Here is a 19,160-nt window from a genome sequence, read left to right as displayed (position 1 = left end):
TCAGTTTAAAAAGTTAAGTTACATCCTAGAGATATTGATCTAGGGATTGGTTGTGCGTAGATATTTCCATAAGTTTCAGGATCAAAGTAACCTTTGTAATCCGAACTTAGAACAAATAAGTTTCTTCCTTCTACACTAAATCTGATATCTTCCATGAAAACACTATTTGTCGCTTTTTTAGGTAAAGAATATCCTAAACGAAGACTGCTTAATCTCATGTAACTCATCTCTTTTACCCATGTGTCAAGTAAAGCATAAGTGTCTACTGTATTTGCTGTAGCATACCAGTCGTAAGCCATCCATGAATCACCTGTTCCAGAATTTTTACCCACGATACCAGGTAAGTTTGAGCTGGTATTTGTCGGTGAATAGGCATTTAAAATATCCGTAGAATAGTTTTGTCCACGGTCTACTTCAGTTCCACTATAAGGAGGTCTCTCAACTACAGTTTGTTTAATATTAAAAGTAGTAGCAATGGTTAGGTCAAAGTTATGTACTTTAAATGTGTTGATAAAACCTCCTGTAAATTTAGGGTCACGATCTCCTACGTAGGTAAATAGGTTACGTGTTTCTGTTGCTGTTAAGCGCGATTGCGATATTTCTCCAGGAAAAAGATCTGCATAAGGGTCATAAAGGGCAAAAAAGGTGTTTGTATTAACGGTTTCTCCATTTTTATTAATAAATAATGGGTATCCATTTTCGTCGATTCCTGCTGTTTTTAGGGCGAATACAGCATTCACAGGATATCCTTCTCTTGAAGGTGTATAGGTGTTTTCTCTAATCTGGATACGATCTACATTACTCTTGTTGTGAGAGAAATTAATATTGGTAGTCCAAGAGAAATTAGGGCGTTCGATATTTTTTGTTGTTAATGCAATTTCATAACCTTTATTAGACACTTGTGCCCAGTTTAAAGTAGAGAATTCAAAACCATTTTCGATAGGAAGAGATTGTAAACCAATCAAATCTGTACTTTTTCTTCCGTAAACATCGGTTACAACACTCACACGGTTGTTAAACAATCCAAGATCAAAACCAAAGTTGGTATTGGTTGTTTTTTCCCATCTTAATTTATCGTTTGGAGGAGAGGAGATAAAGATAGTTGGCTCATTTTGTCCAGGCAATAATACTACGTTTTTATATTCTCCAACTACATAAGGAGAGGTATTTTTGTCGATATTTCCTTGTAAACCATAAGAGGCACGTAATCTTAAAGCAGAGATAATTGGGTTCTCTTTTAAGAAGTTTTCTTCAGATACTAACCAAGAACCAGAAATAGCCCATAATGGTAAGTATTTGTATTTAGGGTCTACACCAAATAAATCTGATCCGTCATAACGAACACTACCAAAAGCAGTATATTTTCTATTGTAAGTATACGATGCTGTAGCAAAGAAGGAAGCAAATGCATTTTCATTCTCTGTTTTTTGATATGTTTTGTAATTAGCATCATTAGCAACATCTGCATTAGGAAAAAGAATTTGCTTTGTTGTTAATGTTTTAGGATCAAATCCAAAACCTTTAGTTGCGATAGAAGTATTGTAATTTTTTCTTAATTCGCTACCAGCCATTACCTCAACCTCGTGTTTTTGGTTGAAAACAGCACTATAGTTTAACATTGTTTTCCAGTTGTACTGGAAAAAGTCAGTATTTGAGTTTTGAATAATTCCACCATCAGGAAGGAAATAATTAGCCACTCCGCCACTAAATCTTCTCGTTTTTTCTCTTTCTTTTCTAGTGTAATAGGTTTCTTTATCTGCAAATTTCTCAGAAGCATTATTGTCAAATTGAAGACCTACCTGAGTAGTTGCTTTGAAGTTTTTAGTAATGTTATAATCAATATCAAGTATCGCTTTTATAGCTCTGTTTTTTAATTCGTAAGATGTATTTTCTCTCTCTTCAAGGATGTTAAAAGGAACATATACAGAATTATTACCATATCCTGCAATATCCTTATCGTAGTTATAACTTCCATCAGCATTTCTAGGAGTTAAATAAGGGTTTACAGTTCTTGAATAATTGGAAGGATTTGTAAAACCATCTGTGTCAGTTAAATATGATTTTGTGGTACTTTGAGAACCAAAAATACTAACACCAACACGTAATTTATCGCTTACCTCAAAATTGTTTTTTAGGGTAAGGTTGTATCTGTCGAATCCGGTTCCAATTGTGGTTCCTTCTTCGTTATAAGCTCCAAGAGAGAAGTAGTAATCAGATTTTTCTCCACCACCAGATACACTCACACCATATTGCTTATTAACTGCATCCTGATATAATAAGTTACCCCAGTTTGTATTGTTGTTTCTTAATGCATTGATTGAGTTTTGAGTTTCTGGATTAAGAGAAGAAAAACCTCCGGCTCTGTAAGCTGCTAATTCATTAGAACCATTTAGAATACGAGAAATTTGTCCGCCAGTATCTCTGTAAGTTAAGTTTGGATCAGAAGCCATTGCTAATTCTAAATCTACTTTTTGAGAAGAGTTCATCAGGTTTAATTTAGAAAAGTCAGGTCTTTGTGTAATGAAAGTATTCGTAGTAAAATTGACTCTCATATTTCCTTTTTTTCCTTTTTTCGTGGTAACAACGATAACTCCGTTTGCAGCTCTTGCTCCGTAAATAGCAGTTGCAGAAGCATCTTTTAAGATCGTGATGTCTTTAATATCTTCAGGGTTTAATCCTGCAATAGAAAAGTTTGTCAATTGATCGATGTTGTCTTTATCATAGTTTTGTGGAACATCATTTCCTTCTAAAGGCAAACCATCTAAAACCCATAAAGGATCTTGTGGACCTGAAAGCGAAGCTGTACCACGAATTCTTACTTTGGCAATTGTTCCAGGAGCACCTGTTGCTTGAGTAACAGCAACACCCGTAACTTGTCCTATCAATAATTGGTCAATACTGGCAACACCCGCTTGCTGGATGTCGATCATATTTGCTTTACCAATGGCAGAAGTAAGTTTTCTAGTTTCAATTTTTTGGTAACCCGTAACCACAACTTCTTTCAACTCTGCTGTTTCAGATTTTAATGAAACACTGTAGTTATTCTGATTGGTAACTTCAAGTGTAGTAGATTCGTATCCAATATAGGTTACTCTCAAAAACTTGACATTACCATTTATTTTTAGTTCAAAGGTACCATCAAAATCGGTAACGGTACCAAGGCTTGAACTCTGGATTACGCCTTTTTGTTGTGTGCTGTTAGAAATAGAAGCGTTCTCTACATAAACGGTTACACCATACAAAGGCATACCATCTTTGGAGTCACTTACTTTTCCTTTAATAGTTCTGGTTCCTTGGGCAAACCCTGACAGGGTCATTAAGAAACTCAGGATGTAAAATAGATTTTTCATTCGGGAATTTGGATTTGGTTAAAAATTATAAGGTATTGTTTAATGCTCTTTCAATGCGCTGAATCAAGTCGAAATAATGGTTCTTGGTTTCTTGGTTACCACTATTTCTTTTTATTTTTAATAATTGTAAAATCTGATTCAATTCTCCTTTTTTGTCAGAAGTAACTTCTGATACTCTTTTCATAAAAGATTGATTTATGTTGCGCGCCATTCTGGATTCTTCTAAATAATCGCACAAATGTGGCATACTAAGATTTTCCTGTATTTCGATACTCTTTTTAGGTTCTGTCTTTTCAAAAAGTTTGTTTGCTGAAACGATAAGTACATCAACATAATTTTTCTGACTCAGGCGTTCTAAAATCGTAAGTGATTTATTTTGAATCGTAGAAGCAAAAATGGATTCACGCATTGTCTTAAATAATTGCGTTACCGTAAACACATTATCTTTGGTTTTATTACGCTGAAATAATTCATTTTCCGTAATACGTAATAAACGTTCGTCGCTTAACATTTTGTATAAAATATCGTATTGTAAATCTCTTGCCAATGTATAAGGCGTTATTTCATATGGCCCTAAAGGAGTATCTTTGATCGGATTTGTTTTATCCAAAATCGGATTAAAAAACAACCATTCAGGTAAAGCAATACTGTTTTTCAATAAATAAGCTACAGCTCTTTTTTGAACGGCAGCCGGAACCGGAACATAACTTGCCTTATTATCACCATGAACCGTAGGATTAAGATAAATACCCCCAAGATTGGTTAATACGTGATAGTTGTACAAATTCCATTGGCCAATAGCACTAATATAAAGTTTGCCTGTTTCATAGTAAGATTCATCTTTATCATAGGTCCAGTCCAGAATATTGCCAACAACTCTTTTTAAGTTTTTAAGTCCGTATTCACCGGCTTTCATGGCATCATTTCCTAAATCTTCAGATTGTGAACGCGGATCAATCGAAGTTCCTAGACTTTGTTGTTCTCCGTAAAAATAAAGAGGATCATTCTGATGTTTTGTAATCAAATTGTTCAATGCAGTATGCTCTTCATTTTCGTTAGCATACCATCTGTATCCCCATTCGATTGCATATTTGTCGTACTCGCCAATTTTTGGCGTAATCGCTTCTACATGATCTTCGGGTTGGGCGATATAATTGTAACGCGCATAATCCATTATTGAAGGCGCAGTTCCACCCATTTTTGCCGTAAAGTCTGGTGATCGAAGGGATTCAACATCATAAGCAAATGAAGCGCCCATATTATGTTTTAAACCAAAAGTGTGTCCAACCTCATGAGACGAAACAAAACGGATGGCTTCTCCCATGTGTTCATCAGTAAATTTATTTCCTCTGGCTTTCGGGTCAATTGCGCCGGTTTGTATGCGCATCCAGCTATGAAGTGAAGTCATTACATTATGCCACCAGATAATGTCTGATTCAATAATTTCGCCACTTCTTGGATCAACAACGGCTGGTCCCATCGCATTTGACTTTTGCGATGCAACATACGTAATAACAGAATAACGAACGTCATCAATGTCAAAATCCGTGTCTTCATCTGTAGGTTCTTTGGCAATAACTGCATTTTTAAAGCCTGCTTTTTCAAATGCAATTTGCCAGTCACGAACCCCTTCGATGATATACGAGCGCCATTGTTTAGGTGTCGACGGATCGATGTAGTAAACAATGGGTTTCTTAGGCTCTACTAATTCGCCATTTTTATATTTTTCAAGGTCTTCTTTTTTAGGTTCTAATCTCCAGCGTGTAATCAATTCTTTTTCGCGCACCGCTTGCTGATTATCACTAAAATACCAGTGTTTTTCTGAGAAATAACCAACTCGGTTGTCTGCAAAACGAGCTTGCATTGGCACTTTATCCAACAAGATGATATTACTTGTTATGCCAATTGTAACTGATGAGGGAATGCCGTTATCATTTATAGAAGTTGTAAGCTGTGACTTTACTACTATATTATTAGGAAACGTTTTGACACTCTCTATATAAGACAATTCAGATTTTACAGAACTGCCAATACCAATGTTGCTCAAAATATCATTGAAACTCTTTTGTTTCCCGTCAAAAACCTTATTTGCTTTAATAACAACCGAAGTTGAGTCGTCATTTTTTGTTTCAATATCAAAGACTTCTATAATAGATTCCGAAAAATTAGCATTTACCGAAGCTGTTATAGCATCTCCTACAGGCGATGAAACTTTTGGAACGGATGATTTTACCCAAACTTTTTTTGCCATAAGATCTTTGTGGAAAGTAATAATCTTGTTTTCGTAATTCATTCCTCTGTTTAAACCTTCTTCATTAACCAGCATTGGAACATTGGAAATTTTATTAACGACCAAAAATTCTCTTTGAAATAAAGAATCGTTTATTTCCAGGTATAAATCTGTTTTAACCTGAATTGTATTGAATAAGCCTTTTTTGAAAGTTCCCTTTTTAACAAGGTCGTTGTAATTTTTCCCTTTTGAAGCTTTAAGAGAATCTGTAACTTGTTCTGTTTTGTCTTTGTCTTTTTTATTCTTTTTTTGAGAAATAACAGAACTGGTACTTAATAGCAATGCTACCAAAGCAACGTTTTTTAGGTTTGTTAATAATGCCTTTTCCCTCATATTGAAAGTTAAGTTTAGGTTAATTTTTGCCGAAATTATTGGATAAATTATGTTAAAAAAAACAAAATGGAGTGAGTGGCTTTTTTTTGGGAGTGAATGATTTTTTTTAACCGATTAAGGGTAAAATGCAAGTAAAATTCCCGTCTTTTTTGAAGGTTAGAAACGGCTCTTTTGAGTAGAATGTATAAACGCTCTCCAAATATTTGTGACCAAATTGAGAAGGGTTCTCAAACTGTTGTTTTTCGTTTAGATTATTAACAATTATCACTTGATTTTGAAAGATTGCAATACTTATTCTTAACGGGTTTTCAACCGAGGCAATATTGTGTTTAATAGCATTCTCTACCGCAATCTGCAAAGAAAGATACGGTACTTTTTTGGTCAAAACACTTTCATCTTCGATCCTGATGCTAAAATCAAATTCTTCTTTAAAACGGGTTTGTTGCAAGAAAATATATTTTTCTATAAAAAGTAATTCTTCCTGCAGGGTCACAATGTTTTGAACAGGAGGATTAATAAGGTAACGATAAATTTTAGAAAGATTCAGCGTAAACTTCCTCGCTACACTCGTATTGCCATCAATAAGCATGTAGAGTGAGTTTAGAGAATTAAACAAAAAATGAGGATTTATCTGCTCTTTTAGCTGCTGCAATTGTATTAGCGCTTTCTCTTTGTTTATCTTTTCGTTCTCCAAGAGCAAAGTGTTTTTTTCTTGCGAAAGAATCTCTTTCTCCCGAAAACTCCTTCTGTTAAAAAGCGTGAATAAATAGAAAAAAACAATCAATATAAAGGTGGTGATCACATATATAAGCGATGCGTATTTTTTTACAGCACGTACATCCTCACTTCTAATTTCTTTAGGAAAGTTAACGCAAATGTACCAATGTGTATTTTTTACAGGAAGCCTTTTGGTATAACGTATAATATCCAATTTCAAATATTCTGAAAGATCTATTTTTTTGCCAAAAAATTCGTTATTAATAAAGGTAGTGTCTGCTGCCACCAAATTTGTAATTTTAAAGATGTTTTTTTTAAGAAGTTTGATCTCGGGATGATACAGTACCGTTCCTTTTTCATCAAACACAAAAGCATAATTGGGAACATTTTGATCAACGGTCGCAAAATAAGCTTGCAAAGATTTCAGATCAATGTCATAACCATAACGCACGATGGTGCCATTTTTTCCTTTTGACATAAAATAAATACGCCAAAAAAAGTTTTCATGATCTTGAACGATACCATTAAATTGATCTTTCGAATCATTCTGGTCAATAAGTTCTTTTATCTGGGTTGCTAGAGTAGGGTTGCTAGTAGCAGTAGTAACCTCTATTTTGTCGTTGTCTATTTGAAACCAGTTATTCTTAACAAGGCTATCATTCGCGTGAAGCGTACTCAAGACTTTAAGATGATCAGATAAATTTTGAGGAGTACTAATTGCAATAATACGATCAATTTCCTCTTGAGTTTGCAAAAAACGCGAAAATTCCTGTTGTACCACTTCCTGTTTTTTTAGAAAGCTGCGCTCCGCGCTTTCCGCGCTTGATTTTTCAGTTATTTGTGTAATTAAATTACTTAAAACATAAATAGAAATCAATGTCAGGACAATAAAAAAGAATCCTAAAATAAAGAAGTTGCGTCCGGAAAAGATATTTTTTAAAGAAAATTTCAAAGGTGTTTTTTAAGTATAAAGTATCGACCATTTTTAGTCAGAAACTATTTTTGGTCGTCAAAGATAGTATTTTCTTTCATACTGTTTTTCGATTGTTTTTTCAGAATCTTTTTAAAATTACAAATTACAACAAATTTTTAAGAGAGTAGAAAAAAAGTAGCTCCATGCATTTCATTTTGAGATAAGGTAAGATTCCCTTACTCTTCAGGTTCGCTAAAACAGAAACAAAAAAACAGAATGATTTTGCTATGATCTCGTTCAGTTTAGTAGATCGGGGGGATAATTGAACACCTAATACCTCTTTTAGCGTTTCTTGATAATTTGAAATTATTATTATTTATTATTTAAAATTCTTGAATATATTAAAATTTTATATGATAAAAAAAAAGTAGACACTCTTCATTTAGCCATTAAATAATTTTATGAATTAACGAATAAAAAAAATGTAGTTTTACTTTTTCTCTTCTTTTTATTTGCAGATTCAGTTTGTAAAATCAGTAATTAATTTTCTTTTCAATAGCTAAGAAAGCAATATATTTTTTTTTATTTTTAAGTTAATTTTAGAAGAATTAGTTATATTATTAAGTAAAATTTGTTATTTTTATAAGTAAAAGAAATAGACCTTCCTTACATAGTTTTGTTTTAAAAACAAATAAAAATTCAGTTATATGCATAAACCTGAAATTCCTGATAATGAGGATCTTCGTTTTGAAGCCTTGAGCAGTTATAATATACTAGACACCCTCCCTGAAGAAGAGTATGATGCCTTAACCAAAATAGCAGCACAAATTTGTGGCACCCCTATTGCCTTGGTAACTTTGATAGATCACAATCGACAATGGTTCAAATCACATCATGGTTTAGATGTAACCGAAACTCCTCGGGATTTTGCTTTTTGTGCACATGCAATCAACACACCTAATGAATTATTTATTATTCCAGATGCTACTAAAGACGAAAGGTTTCATGATAATCCGTTAACAACTAATGACCCAAACGTTGTATTTTATGCAGGAGCCCCTTTAAATACCAAAGACGGTTATTCTTTAGGAACGCTTTGTGTTATTGATAATAAACCAAGAGAAGGTCTTACAGAGAGCCAGCAAGAATCTCTAAAGGCATTGGCCAATCAAGTGATTTCGCAATTTGAACTTCGTAAAAAAAATAGATTTTTAGAAGATTTGAATGATGAAATTTCGAAAAAAAATGTGCAGTTGAACCAATTTGCGCATCGTCTTACTCACGATTTAAAAGTCCCAATTCGAGGGGTAAATTCGTTATTAATTTTTATAAAAGAAGATTATAAAACACTTATCGAAAATACAGACTTAGAAGTCTGGATTGATTTGATTTATTCTCGAAATGAATACATGGATTTTTTAATTAATGGTATTTTAGAATATACAAAAGTTAGTAACGACCAAATTTGTTTTGAAGATTTTAATGTCAAAAGTATTATTCAATATATAGTTGATAATGATGCTTTACATATTCCAACTTATATTCATTATAGAAATTGTGATACCGTGATAAGGCATTCAAAAATAGGTTTTGTTCAAATTATTCAAAATCTTTTATCAAATACTACAAAACATACCGACAAAGAAGAGTGCAATGTTTGGATATCACTCACAGAAAATGAAACTAGTTATTCTTTTGTTTATGAAGATGATGGTCCAGGTATACCACAAGAATATTGGGAAAAAGTATTTGAATTATTTGAAACAGTTAGTTCAAAATATGGTAAAAATGCCGGTATTGGCTTGTCAACAATAAAAGCCATAGTAGATCGAGTAGGTGGTGCTATCTATTTGAAGAAAAGAGAAGACAATAAAAAAGGTGCTTGTTTTTGTTTTGTTTTACCTAAAGAGTACGAGTGCTAATTTTTTATCAATTATAATAAAATTGATTACACAATACTTTTACTTTTAATGATAATTAGGATCAAAAGTTTATTTGTGGATTAGAAAAATAGCACTTCTCTAGAATTACATCGCCTTTACTGATTTTAATTTGGATAAAAGCTCAGGGCTTTTCGGGCAAAAAAGGCGGTCATGTTTTTGGTACTTAGCAAGTCTTTTTTGAATTTGTAGGCAATTTCAAAATTGATTTTAAAAGGGCAAAAGTCCAACAATAAACGGCAATGTAATTCTGGAAGTAACTGCAATAGTGGCATAATATTGGTGCAAACAGGATAATGGCAGTGACAAAAATGAAACAAAAAATTAGTTTTAGTTTGTCATTTTTCAAACAACTAATAAAAAATTCTTTGCTTGATACTATAACTTGCGGTAACTAATACCGTTTTTGAAATGTATCGAATAAAATTTTGTTTTTTAAAAGGTTATTAACAATTTGAAGTGTCATTCCGATTAATGAAATGGCTAAAAAACTCATAATCAAAGTGTTTACTTCGATAGGGATCTTTGGCTCTAGGCTTTTTCCAACAGTTATAATAATCATGGAGAATACTAAATAGTGCTCAGATTTGATTTCAGTAGGAATTGTGTTTGCTAAAGTAATTGCTGTTTTCATTTTTCAGTGGTATTTGAATGAAACTTCATTTCTTGTTAATAAATAGTTTTAATTTTGAGTGTTTACTAAATCGAATAGATTATCTATCGAAGTTGCAATCACTGCTGACATTGTTAAATTGTTTTTGGAAATAATTATTTTATTAATTTTTATTTTGATTTTTTTGTTTCTTAATTCTGATACAAATCTAAGACGATTATAAGAATTGTTTTTTGTTTTTTCGATGAATAGCAGTTTGCTGTCGATGAATAATCAATCTTTACACTTGACTTACAGTTGATTATGAATTTTGTGTCGATAAATGAATATTAAAAATGGAAATCGTCCTTTTTTTTTGGTTTTTTTAATATTCAGTTTACTTATTATATAGATACAGACGTTCTACTTATCTATAAGAAATTTTAAAAATCAGATGCAATGGCTGTTCTATAAAAAATAGATTGAAGTATTAGGATCCCTTTTTAGATTTCGTTTTACTGGCTTCAAGATATTTTTTATGGTTGAATTACATATAAAATACCATTCGTCGACACTTTTTTTGCAGTTGTCTACACTTTATTATGAATTAACGAAAAATGACTCTTGCTTTAAAAGGAATAAAATACCTTTGAAGTTGAATAAGTATGCATCAAACTTTAAAATTAATAAAATGGCAAAATCGTTGAATATACTATTAATAGAAGATGATGCAATTGAAGTAATGAAATTCAATAGAGTACTAAAAAGTTTAGAACTCAATCATCGCATCATTGAAGCAAATAATGGAGAAGAAGCAGTTGATGTATTAAAAAAGAAAGAAATAATACCAGATGTTATTATTTTAGACCTTAATATGCCTAAACTAAACGGTATCGAGTTTTTGTCTATCTTAAAAGCAGATGATGTATTAAAATACATACCAGCAATTATCTTAACTACTTCTAACAATCATAGAGACGTTATGGAGTGTTATAAAATAGGTATTGCGGGCTACATTTTAAAGCCTTTGAAATATGAGGATTATGTAGATAGGATAAAAAAAATACTAGATTATTGGAGCACGAATGAATTAATTTCTCAGTAAAAATAAGTAGTGTTGTTTTTTGAATCTAGAACTAGAGATAAGAATTAAAGCTTTTAAATGTTTTTTTGTTTTTATGTCATAAACAAATTGAAAACCACTTTAGATTTAAAATATTTGTAGTGTAAGAAAAAAAGTAGTACTTTACGTTACAATTCTAAAAGAGTTGAATAGCTGGAATTTGAGTTGGGTTTAGCAGTAGTCTTAGCTACTTTTCGTAATCAAAAACATTCTAAATAATAGATTGTATTCAGATGCCGTATTCATGAAATTTTTAAAAATAAGGAGGCAACAGCATGGAAAATTCTCAATTTCATTTTGACAGTGAAACATTCAATAGGATTTTCCCTTTTTATGTTTTGCTAGACCACAACTTACTTATTCAAGACCGAGGTGAAGGTTTAATCAAAGTGCTTCCGGACTTAAAATGCGGAGGATATTTCCTGAACTCATTTACAATTACCAATCCATTTATCGAAGAGCTAAATGTTGACAATTTTTATAAAGTCACTAATCAATTAGTTGTAATAGAATCTGTTAAATATAAAATTTCGCTTCGAGGACAATTTGAAAACTATGAAAATGGCTATTTGTTTATAGGTAGCCTATCGCATACTTCTGTGGATTATTTTGAAGAAAAAAAAATCTCTCTTTATGATTTCGCTCACTACGATGCAGCATTACAAAATTCTTTGAATACAATACATCAACAACAAAATCAATTAAAAGAAGCCAATAAGGAAATTGTTGATATTGCTCTTTTTACTACTCAAAGTCCAGATCCATTAATTCGCATTGATTTTGAGGGTCATCTATTAAAAATGAATCCAGCAGCCGAAGATTTAAAAAATCTTACATTTCAAGGAATTGATTATGAAATTGAGGATTTTTTAAAATTTATCATTCATCAAATTGATAAGACAAAAGAAAGATGGATGTTTGAGGCGGAGAATAATGGAAAGTGCTATTCTTTTGTTTGTAAAAGTCTGCAACGAGAGGGCTGTGTAAATATCTATGGACGTGATATTACAGAACAAAAAAGAAATCAAGAAGAGCTAAATAAGTTGTCGTTGGTGGCAAAAACGAATAAAAACGGCATTGTATTTACTTATCCGGATGGAAAGATATTTTGGTGTAATGATGCATATCTTAAATTGACAGGATATGAGAATGATGAAATTATCGGGAAAACACCTGTAGAAGTAGGTTCAAATCCTTTATCGAATAAAGAGGAAATTCGTAGAATGATCAATGCTTTTTACGAAGGAAATACTTTTGAAGTAGAAATTTTGCATGCTAAAAAAAACGGTGGTACTTTTTGGTCTAAAACAGTGGGACAGCCCATTCTGGATTCCTCCAAAAAAGTGATTCAGTATTTTGCAATGATAGAGGATATTTCTGAAGACAAACAAAAAGAAGAACAACTTTTATTACTTTCCTCGATAGCTGATAAGAATATTAGTGCTGTCATTATTTGTGACAAAGAAGGGAAAATTGAGTGGGCCAATAGTAGTTTTACCACAATGACTGGCTACTCCAAGGAAGAATTGATTGGTAAGAGTCCTGGTCGTTTATTACAAGGTGAAGCAACCAATCCAGAAACAATTGCTTATTTAAAGAATCAAATAAGACAAGGACTTCCTTTTACTTGTGAGATCTTAAATTATACAAAATTTAAAAAAAAATACTGGGTTAAAGTCCAAGGACAGGCGCTGCATAACAAACAAGGAGAAGTGATTAAGTATTTTGCTATTGAAGAAAATATTAGTCAAGAAAAAGAGTTCAATCAACAGCTTATAGATTCTGAAAATCGTTTGACTTCGTTAATAACCAATCTTCAATCGGGTATTTTACTAGAAGATGAGGATAGAAAGGTGCTAATTGCCAATAAAAGGTTTTGTAATTTATTCGATTTTAAAGGAGAACCTGCAGAGATGATAGGTTTTGATTCTAAAATGGCTACTGAAGAAAATAAACACTTTTTTAAAAGACCAGATGAATTTATTGAAAGGGTAGAAGAAATTTTGAGAAATAAAAAAAACGTCTTTTCTGAAGAAATTGAATTGGCCGATGGACGCGTTTACGAAAGAAGTTTTATTCCGATAGCCAAAGGCAAGAAAAATGATGGTCATTTATGGAGTTTTGAAGATATTACCATCAAGAAAAAGTACAAAGAAAGTCTAGAAGCAGAAAAAGAAAAATATAGAAATATTATTGCCAATATGAATATGGGCTTATTGGAAGTAGATAAGGACGATGTGATACAATTAGCCAATCAGTCTTTTTGTGATATGAGTGGTTTCTCTTTAATTGATTTGTTAGGCAACAATGCATCTGAAATTTTGTTGCATCCTGAGGATAAAAAATTAGTAAATTTTAAAAATAAAGAACGGGTTAAAGGTAAGTCAGATTCGTATGAAGTAACTTCTATCAATAAAAAAGGAGAGACAAGATATTGGTTAATTAGCGGCGCTCCCAATTATAATGTAAATGGTGAAGTAATTGGTTCAATAGGTATACATTTAGACATAACTCGACAAAAGAGTCTGGAATTGCAAAAAGAAGAATTACTTAAAAAATTAGAAAAACAGAACGAGCAGCTCAATGATTATGCTCAAATTGTATCGCATGATTTAAAGTCACCACTGCAGAGCATACATTCTCTTGTTACATGGATTAAAGAAGATAATGATAAAGAGTTTAATGTGCAAACGACTCAATATCTTGATATGATTGAAGACAAAGTCGAGAAAATGGATCATTTGATTGAAGGAATTCTAACTTATTCTAAAGTAGATGATATTGAGATGATTACTGAGAATATTAATTTGAATGTTGAAATCAACAAAATAATTGATATCATTCACATACCGAAAAACATTCAAGTTATCATAAAAAATGAACTTCCAACAATTAAAGCAGAACGATTTAGAATGCAACAGTTGTTTCTAAATATCATCAGTAATGCGGTTAATTATATGGATAAGCCTCAGGGAATTATTGAAATAAGTTTTGAGGAGGAAAAAAAGCATTATATTTTTGCTATCAAGGATAATGGTCCTGGAATTGCTACAGAGAATCAAGAAAAAATTTTTAAAATATTTCAATCTTTTACATCGAATAAAAAATCTACAGGTATTGGATTGTCTATAGTAAAAAAAATAGTCGAGAATTACAAAGGAAACATTTGGATAGAAAGTGAACTGACTAAAGGTACAACCTTCTTTATTAAATTACCAAAATAGAAACTATGAAAATAATTCAAGCTTATAAAAAAAAGAATGAAAATTGGCAGTACCTAACAAATGAGGAAGAACTAAAAAATCCGCTGGTACTTGTTTTTGCCAATAGGATGCAATTAGAGCTTCCAGAAGTCATTGATGCTATTAGAAAGGAGTTTCCTTATGAACATCTGGTTTTTGGCTCTACAGCGGGTGAAATTTTAGATGCAAATGTCTTTGATGATTCTATTGTTGTTACTGCTATAGAATTTGAAAAAAGTACGTTTGCAATTAAAACAGATAATATTTTTAATCATAATAAAGATGCAAATGCTTTAGGACAATCTCTTTACGAACAAATACCTAAAGAAAATTTGAAGCATTTATTTGTGCTCTCAGAGGGAAGTTTCGTAAACGGAAGTTCCCTTATTGACGGTCTTGAAAATAGTATTCAAAATAAAGTTCCTATTTCAGGAGGTATGTGTGGAGACGATGCAAAATTTGAGAAAACATTAGCTTCTTATAAAGAAAATCCAAAAGAAGGAGAAGTTGTTTTAATTGGATTTTATGGAGAAACTTTAGAAATTTCATTTTCCAGTTTTGGAGGATGGAGCTCTTTTGGCCCGGAAAGAATTATTACACGATCAGAAGCCAATGTGTTGTATGAAATTGATGGACAACCTGCTTTGGATTTGTATAAAAAATACTTAGGCGATAAAGCCAATCAATTGCCTCAGGCTTCTTTGTTATATCCTTTAAATGTTACCCCAGAAGGCAAATCTCAAGCTGTAGTTCGAACTATTTTAAATATTAATAACCAAGATCAGTCGATGATTTTAGCTGGTGATGCACCCGAAAATGCAAAAGTACAGCTCATGATGGCTTCTGTAGATGCTATCGCAGAGGGAGCTTCACAAGCGGCAATGTTAGCAATGCAAAATAGAATAAATCATCCACAACTTGCTTTACTAGTGAGTTGCGTAGGAAGAAAATTAGTTATGAATCAACGGGTTGAAGAGGAAATAGAGCGTGTTCAGGAAATAATTGGAAATGAAGTAGCAATTACCGGGTTTTACTCGTATGGCGAAATGGCTCCATTTAGCGAGAATACTTTTTGTGAATTGCATAATCAAACGATGACTTTAACCCTAATCAGCGAATAATGAATATGCTATTAAAAAGGCAAATTGCCAAATTTATAAACCCTGAGCATTTAAAAGATTTAAAGCATTTTTTGCAGGCAGTCAATGAATCTTATGATAATCACGAGGATCAGATGAATATGTTGCAGCGAGCGATGAAAATTAGTTCTGATGAACTTTTCCAAGCCAATAAAAAACTCCGAGAGGAAGCAAATAGTTTAAAAGAAATAAATTCAAATTTAAAGGAGATTTTAAATTCTATGAATTTGGATGCTGAAAAATTAGGTAATGAAAAAGATTTTAATCAGTCTGATTTCTTAAAAAAACAATCTATAGAAATTGTCACGATGAACAAGCAACGAGAAGAATTGTTGCAAAGTTTAGAAAATCAAAATAGAGAACTTAACGAATATGCTCATGTTGTTTCTCATGATTTAAAAGCACCACTCAGAAATATAGACACCCTTATTAATTGGGTCATTGAGGATAATAAAGAAATGGGTGAAAGTTGTTTAAACTCGCTTAATCAGGTACTTTTTAATGTAGAAAAGATGGATTTATTAATCAAAGGGATTTTAGATTATTCTACTGTAGATAAATTAGACTCTGAAGAAAGATTAATTGATCTTAATCAAGTGATTGATGAAATTAAGAGAGAGATTCACATTCCGAAAAATATTCAAATTTCGATAATTAATGATTTGCCTAAAATAAAAGGAAATACTTGGCGATTCAAACAATTATTGCAAAATTTAATTGAAAATAGCATCCATTATAATGATAAAGCTCAAGGTATAATTGAAATTGCTTGCACAGAAAAAGAGCAAGATTTTGAATTTTATATCAAAGATAATGGCATTGGAATAGCTAAAAAATACCACGATAAAATTTTTAAAATATTTACAAAATTAGAAAGCAACAATCAAAATTCAGGAGTAGGACTTTCTATAGTTAACAAAATTATTGAGTATTATAAAGGTTCTATCTGGCTTGAAAGTAAAGAAAACATTGGGACAACATTTTATTTTACCTTACCTAAAAACTATGGAACAGCCTAATTTAAATTATATAGATCAACTCTGTGGAGAGGATAATGCATTTAGAATTAAAATGATTGATATTATTAAAAAAGAACTTCCAATTGAAATATCGGCATATCATAAAAGTATGGAAGCCCATAATTACAGACATGCAGCAGAACATGTTCATAAATTAAAACATAAAATATCTATTTTAGGTCTTGAAAAAAGCTACAATCTTGCACATGAATATGAAGAACATTTATTAAATGGCACATTTGAGTCTCAAGATAAATTTGAAAGTATTTTGCAGTTAATGCAAAGTTTTGTAAACGGTTTGTAAAAAAAACTTTATTTGCGAATCGTATTGTTGTCATTTCAAGAAATAAATTTAGTATCCCTGAATGAAAGTAGTAAATAAAATTACATTTGGTAGTGTATTTTTAACAACTAAATGTGCTGTAGATTCAACTATTGTAGTTTACTCTATTGTGCTAATTTTAAGAATAATGGTTCAATTGTTTTTTGCTAAATAATCCATTACAGAAAATAAGCTTTGAAAAAGGGTTAGCTTTGTTTCTTTAACATTCAAAATCTTTTCATTGTATTTTAAAATATTCAGTTGATTATCTTGAATGAATTTGATTAACATTCCTAAGTTTTCAAACTTACAAAATGTGTTTGTAGTAATAAATCCAATTTGTTTTAAATTGTATTCGTTGAACATAAATCTAGCTCCGGCTTTTATCGCTAATCTACTACTTTTGTATTTGTTGATATTAACTACAGAGACATTTTTGCACGTTTCGCTGATGTCTTTTAAGAGTTCAAAGGTATTGTCTTCACTATTATTGTTGACTAAACAAAACTCAATATCTCTAACATCATTTATATACTTGATACAGATATCCTTATCAATTTCGTATTCATTGTTGTAGCAAATGATGATAATTCCTGTTTTCATCTTTTTAAATTATGAGTTATTCTTTCTTGTTGAATTAAAAAATACTAACGGGCTCTTTGGATTTTTTTAAAAAAAAGTGTGCTGTCGCTTTATAACTGTAGAAGTTTTTCTAATTGTTTTTTTACTCCTTTTTACCTTTTCAAATTCTCTCTTTTACTATCCGAACAAGTTGACTTATAAAATGAAGGTGTTCGTTGTTTCCTTATCAATTATTTATAGGTGTAGGCCTTTATAAAAGAAGGAATATTTTGGTATCCGATAAATTTAGGTACAATATTACTAGATTAGAAGATAGTATTCCGCTCCAAGGGATTCCTGCTACTAGATCAATATCTCTAGGAATTAAGTAAATTTTTTTAAGAATGGTAATGTTTAATAGGTTTAAATTTCTGTCATTCATAATATTAAATTTATAGTACAAACTTAAGGTTACAAAACAGCGTATTTTAAGATATTTCGATGGATAGGAGTTTAGTATAGTTGAATGGCGATTTTTGTTGCTCTATTTCGGTTGCAACGATTATTAACATTATACTCACATACTTCTACACGCCAGTTGGTGTTGCCTAAAAACACTATTGCTGTAAGACGAAATTCCGCACCTAAAGGCTACGTGATTATTCCAGTGAAAGTGTACACCTAATTCCGTTTTAAACTGGACAGGTGATTCCGGACAAAGTGGACAGTTATTTTACTGATGTTTTCTTCGTTTTAAATTAGCTAATTTTTTTACTGCTTTTTCATTTTTTACTTATCGATTCCTCTTTGGGTTCAAAACGTATTGCCGAGTGAATAATTCGATCCAAAATGGTATCGGCTATTGTCTTTTCTTCTATTAAGTCGTACCCATTTTTATGGGTAATTGTAAACAAAAGCTACTAGCTCTTTTTTGATTCCGGTCCTCTACAAGATCCATCAATGTCATCTGTTTATCACTGTTGAAGACTTGGTGTTCAAAGTCATCGATGATCAGTAAATTATAATTCTCTATTTTATTGAGTTCTCTGATATAGGAGCCATCGGCTTTAGCCAGCATTAACTTTTGAAAAGGGTCCCTAAATTATAATAAAGGACTCTATACCTTTTAATACAGTCTTGGTATCCCAGAGCTGTTGTCAAAAAGTTTTTTCCTGTCACTGTAAAGCCCGTGATAATGATATTTTCATTGCGATTCAATAAAAAGAACAGTCTGAAAAACGGAGTAGAAGATTACGGTCAAGATTTGGATCTTCGTTATGGCTCATCTCCTCTTAGGAGTTCTGATAGTGTAACTTGGCATTTTTTAGTAATCGATCTGTACGACTTTTGTTGCGATGGTTGTCTTCCGATTTTATAAGCCATAAGGGATTTCCAGTTTTCTTATTAACAGCTAATTATGAGTGAATCTAAGAGATGTTACTATTTCATTTGCTGTAATTCTTTATAAGTTAAAACCTAACTATCACCATAAAATAAATTTATGTTTTCTTCTTTTTTGGTCTAAATATCCACTAAACTCAAAACCGTTTATCGTTACTTTTTGGTGATTTGTCTTGACTTGTTAATGAGTTGACGAAAATGGTTTATCGCTCATAAAG

At 31.6% G+C, this 19,160-nt stretch carries 12 protein-coding genes and 1 pseudogene; 7 read left to right on the top strand and 6 right to left on the bottom strand.

What is annotated here, in order from left to right:
• Window positions 1-5: 5 nt before the first annotated feature.
• The 3 genes from LNP22_RS17465 to LNP22_RS17455 form a co-directional block, all read right to left on the bottom strand.
• Window positions 6-3,350, bottom strand: coding sequence for a SusC/RagA family TonB-linked outer membrane protein (locus tag LNP22_RS17465; protein WP_229974595.1), 3,345 nt, complete (start codon window positions 3,348-3,350; stop codon window positions 6-8).
• A 25-nt stretch (window positions 3,351-3,375) separates the two neighbouring features.
• Complete coding sequence (locus LNP22_RS17460; RefSeq protein WP_229974594.1) at window positions 3,376-5,973, bottom strand: zinc-dependent metalloprotease; 2,598 nt, start codon at window positions 5,971-5,973, stop codon at window positions 3,376-3,378.
• Window positions 5,974-6,079: 106 nt separating this feature from the next.
• A complete protein-coding gene (locus LNP22_RS17455; RefSeq protein ID WP_229974593.1) occupies window positions 6,080-7,642 on the bottom strand; it encodes a sensor histidine kinase in 1,563 nt (520 codons plus the stop codon).
• Window positions 7,643-8,310: 668 nt separating this feature from the next.
• Here LNP22_RS17455 and LNP22_RS17450 point away from each other — a divergent pair.
• Complete coding sequence (locus LNP22_RS17450; RefSeq protein ID WP_229974592.1) at window positions 8,311-9,525, top strand: sensor histidine kinase; 1,215 nt, start codon at window positions 8,311-8,313, stop codon at window positions 9,523-9,525.
• 412 nt (window positions 9,526-9,937) lie between these two features.
• Here LNP22_RS17450 and LNP22_RS17445 read toward each other — a convergent pair whose 3' ends face one another.
• Window positions 9,938-10,177, bottom strand: a complete 240-nt coding sequence (locus LNP22_RS17445) for a hypothetical protein (protein WP_229974591.1) — start codon at window positions 10,175-10,177, stop codon at window positions 9,938-9,940.
• A 649-nt stretch (window positions 10,178-10,826) separates the two neighbouring features.
• On the opposite strand from LNP22_RS17445, the gene LNP22_RS17440 reads away from it, so the two are divergent.
• From LNP22_RS17440 to LNP22_RS17420, 5 genes are all read left to right on the top strand, one after another.
• Entirely contained in the window at window positions 10,827-11,240 is a 414-nt protein-coding gene (locus LNP22_RS17440; protein ID WP_229976402.1) for a response regulator, read from the top strand.
• A gap of 293 nt (window positions 11,241-11,533) precedes the next feature.
• Entirely contained in the window at window positions 11,534-14,482 is a 2,949-nt protein-coding gene (locus LNP22_RS17435; protein ID WP_229974590.1) for a PAS domain S-box protein, read from the top strand.
• Window positions 14,483-14,487: 5 nt separating this feature from the next.
• Window positions 14,488-15,621, top strand: a complete 1,134-nt coding sequence (locus tag LNP22_RS17430; RefSeq protein ID WP_229974589.1) for an FIST signal transduction protein — start codon at window positions 14,488-14,490, stop codon at window positions 15,619-15,621.
• Complete coding sequence (locus LNP22_RS17425) at window positions 15,621-16,658, top strand: sensor histidine kinase (protein ID WP_229974588.1); 1,038 nt, start codon at window positions 15,621-15,623, stop codon at window positions 16,656-16,658. Before LNP22_RS17430 ends, LNP22_RS17425 begins: the two co-directional genes overlap by 1 nt.
• Window positions 16,645-16,962 (top strand): Hpt domain-containing protein, encoded by a 318-nt coding sequence (locus LNP22_RS17420; protein ID WP_229974587.1) that lies wholly within the window; start codon window positions 16,645-16,647, stop codon window positions 16,960-16,962. The genes LNP22_RS17425 and LNP22_RS17420 overlap by 14 nt, the downstream gene beginning before the upstream one ends.
• A 171-nt stretch (window positions 16,963-17,133) precedes the next feature.
• Here the strand turns inward: LNP22_RS17420 and LNP22_RS17415 are convergent, their stop codons facing one another.
• Window positions 17,134-17,583 carry a glycosyltransferase gene (locus LNP22_RS17415; protein WP_229974586.1) on the bottom strand — a complete coding sequence of 150 codons (450 nt, stop codon included), beginning with the start codon at window positions 17,581-17,583 and terminating at the stop codon, window positions 17,134-17,136.
• 835 nt (window positions 17,584-18,418) lie between these two features.
• Window positions 18,419-18,720, bottom strand: a pseudogene (locus LNP22_RS18485) (ATP-binding protein).
• Window positions 18,721-18,736: 16 nt separating this feature from the next.
• Here LNP22_RS18485 and LNP22_RS17410 point away from each other — a divergent pair.
• A complete protein-coding gene (locus tag LNP22_RS17410; protein ID WP_229974585.1) occupies window positions 18,737-18,919 on the top strand; it encodes a hypothetical protein in 183 nt (60 codons plus the stop codon).
• The last annotated feature ends 241 nt before the right edge of the window (window positions 18,920-19,160 follow it).

This window comes from Flavobacterium flavipigmentatum, assembly GCF_020911905.1.
Classification (GTDB): domain Bacteria; phylum Bacteroidota; class Bacteroidia; order Flavobacteriales; family Flavobacteriaceae; genus Flavobacterium; species Flavobacterium flavipigmentatum.
Note: the sequence above shows the minus strand (reverse complement) of the source record. Positions and strands in the feature narration are given on the sequence as shown.

What these genes read in the sequence shown, in the direction of transcription:
- LNP22_RS17450 (WP_229974592.1), top strand. Translation starts at nt 8,311, where the DNA reads ATGCATAAACCTGAAATTCCTGATAATGAGGATCTTCGTTTTGAAGCC.
- LNP22_RS17465 (WP_229974595.1), bottom strand. Translation starts at nt 3,350, where the DNA reads ATGAAAAATCTATTTTACATCCTGAGTTTCTTAATGACCCTGTCAGGG.
- LNP22_RS17430 (WP_229974589.1), top strand. Translation starts at nt 14,488, where the DNA reads ATGAAAATAATTCAAGCTTATAAAAAAAAGAATGAAAATTGGCAGTAC.
- LNP22_RS17440 (WP_229976402.1), top strand. Translation starts at nt 10,827, where the DNA reads ATGGCAAAATCGTTGAATATACTATTAATAGAAGATGATGCAATTGAA.
- LNP22_RS17415 (WP_229974586.1), bottom strand. Translation starts at nt 17,583, where the DNA reads ATGAAAACAGGAATTATCATCATTTGCTACAACAATGAATACGAAATT.
- LNP22_RS17435 (WP_229974590.1), top strand. Translation starts at nt 11,534, where the DNA reads ATGGAAAATTCTCAATTTCATTTTGACAGTGAAACATTCAATAGGATT.
- LNP22_RS17410 (WP_229974585.1), top strand. Translation starts at nt 18,737, where the DNA reads ATGATATTTTCATTGCGATTCAATAAAAAGAACAGTCTGAAAAACGGA.
- LNP22_RS17445 (WP_229974591.1), bottom strand. Translation starts at nt 10,177, where the DNA reads ATGAAAACAGCAATTACTTTAGCAAACACAATTCCTACTGAAATCAAA.
- LNP22_RS17420 (WP_229974587.1), top strand. Translation starts at nt 16,645, where the DNA reads ATGGAACAGCCTAATTTAAATTATATAGATCAACTCTGTGGAGAGGAT.
- LNP22_RS17425 (WP_229974588.1), top strand. Translation starts at nt 15,621, where the DNA reads ATGAATATGCTATTAAAAAGGCAAATTGCCAAATTTATAAACCCTGAG.
- LNP22_RS17460 (WP_229974594.1), bottom strand. Translation starts at nt 5,973, where the DNA reads ATGAGGGAAAAGGCATTATTAACAAACCTAAAAAACGTTGCTTTGGTA.